The sequence below is a fragment of the Ruegeria sp. CDSB022 genome (genome assembly GCF_059611145.1).
Map to the genome: position 1 here is coordinate 1 of NZ_JBXWOZ010000039.1, position 1109 is coordinate 1109.

Genomic DNA, 1109 nt, shown 5'->3' on the forward strand with positions numbered 1-1109 from the left:
TGTCGCAGGCGGAGGCCAAACGTATCTGCTTGGGTAGGATGCGGAGCAACTACCCCACGATGGAGTTTACTCCAGGCCATGTGCGAGCGGTGTTTCAGCGGGCTTTCGAAGAAATCCACGATGATCCTAGCCAGAATGTTCGGATATGGAACGGAACTACGAAATGCCGCCCCGACATCAAAGAGCCGATCATACCTGAGGGCGATACAGTTGCTCTCAACGCTTGGAATGAACCGGCCTATCGCGACCTTGCAGTGGCCGACGCTGACACGACTATGTTCGATCGGTTTCTTGAGCGTATCTTCGGCCACGAGGCTGACCGCCGCGTCGTCAAGGATTGGGTTTCGTGGGGTCTTCAGAATGAGGCTGAGAAACTAGCTTGGGCTTTGTTCTTTTACTCCCGATATAAAGGGACAGGTAAATGCACCCTCTGCACCCTGATCACCAAGCTGTTCGGGGAAGAAAACTCGATCACGCAAAACAGCGTTGCCAAGCTGACCGGGAAGTTCAACAAGCCGATTCTGGACAGTAAGCTTGTGGTATCAGAGGAACTTCAACTGAAGCCGGATTCAGGTCGCTGGTGGACGGGTGAGAGGTTCGGTTGGTTATGACCGCCGTGATAACCTTGAGGATGAGCGTGACCGGCAGGCGAACGGGGTCGATTGGGATATGCTATAGACCTGTGGCTATGCAGAAACCTCGACTTCGGAACAGCTAACCCGTTCCTCCCGCAACGTGGGAGGGGCACCCCCGCAGAACCCGCTATGATTGTTAACGGGTGGTTCGGGTGGCTGGGGCATAAACGGGGGCATTTCTCGGAGGGTTTAGCCCCAAGAGCCTGTTGTCGTTCTATGATCTGATGAACTGGCTGGGGTGGTAGGAATCCTTGCCGACCGATGAAACCTAAGAGCTTTTCCAACCGGTGGCCGGAACTGGCGCGGTTTCGGGGGCATTTGGAAGGTAAGCACGGGGCATTCTAACCGCTAGAAAGGTCGTTCACTGCCGCTGACAGGGCTGCTGCGAGACCGCTAGAGTGACCGTTCTGGACCGCTGACGAGTCGTTCCAGGGTCTGAAGACTGGTCGCTGGTGCTGGCGGTTGGCGGGGGCT

General features: G+C 56.1%; 1 protein-coding gene. It reads left to right on the forward strand.

The genetic code is table 11. The features are described 5' to 3' along the window. Window positions 1-611, forward strand: a 611-nt coding sequence (locus AC2FIZ_RS20655) for a primase-helicase family protein (RefSeq protein ID WP_496791601.1), incomplete at its 5' end; no start/stop codon positions are given. Window positions 612-1109: the final 498 nt, after the last annotated feature.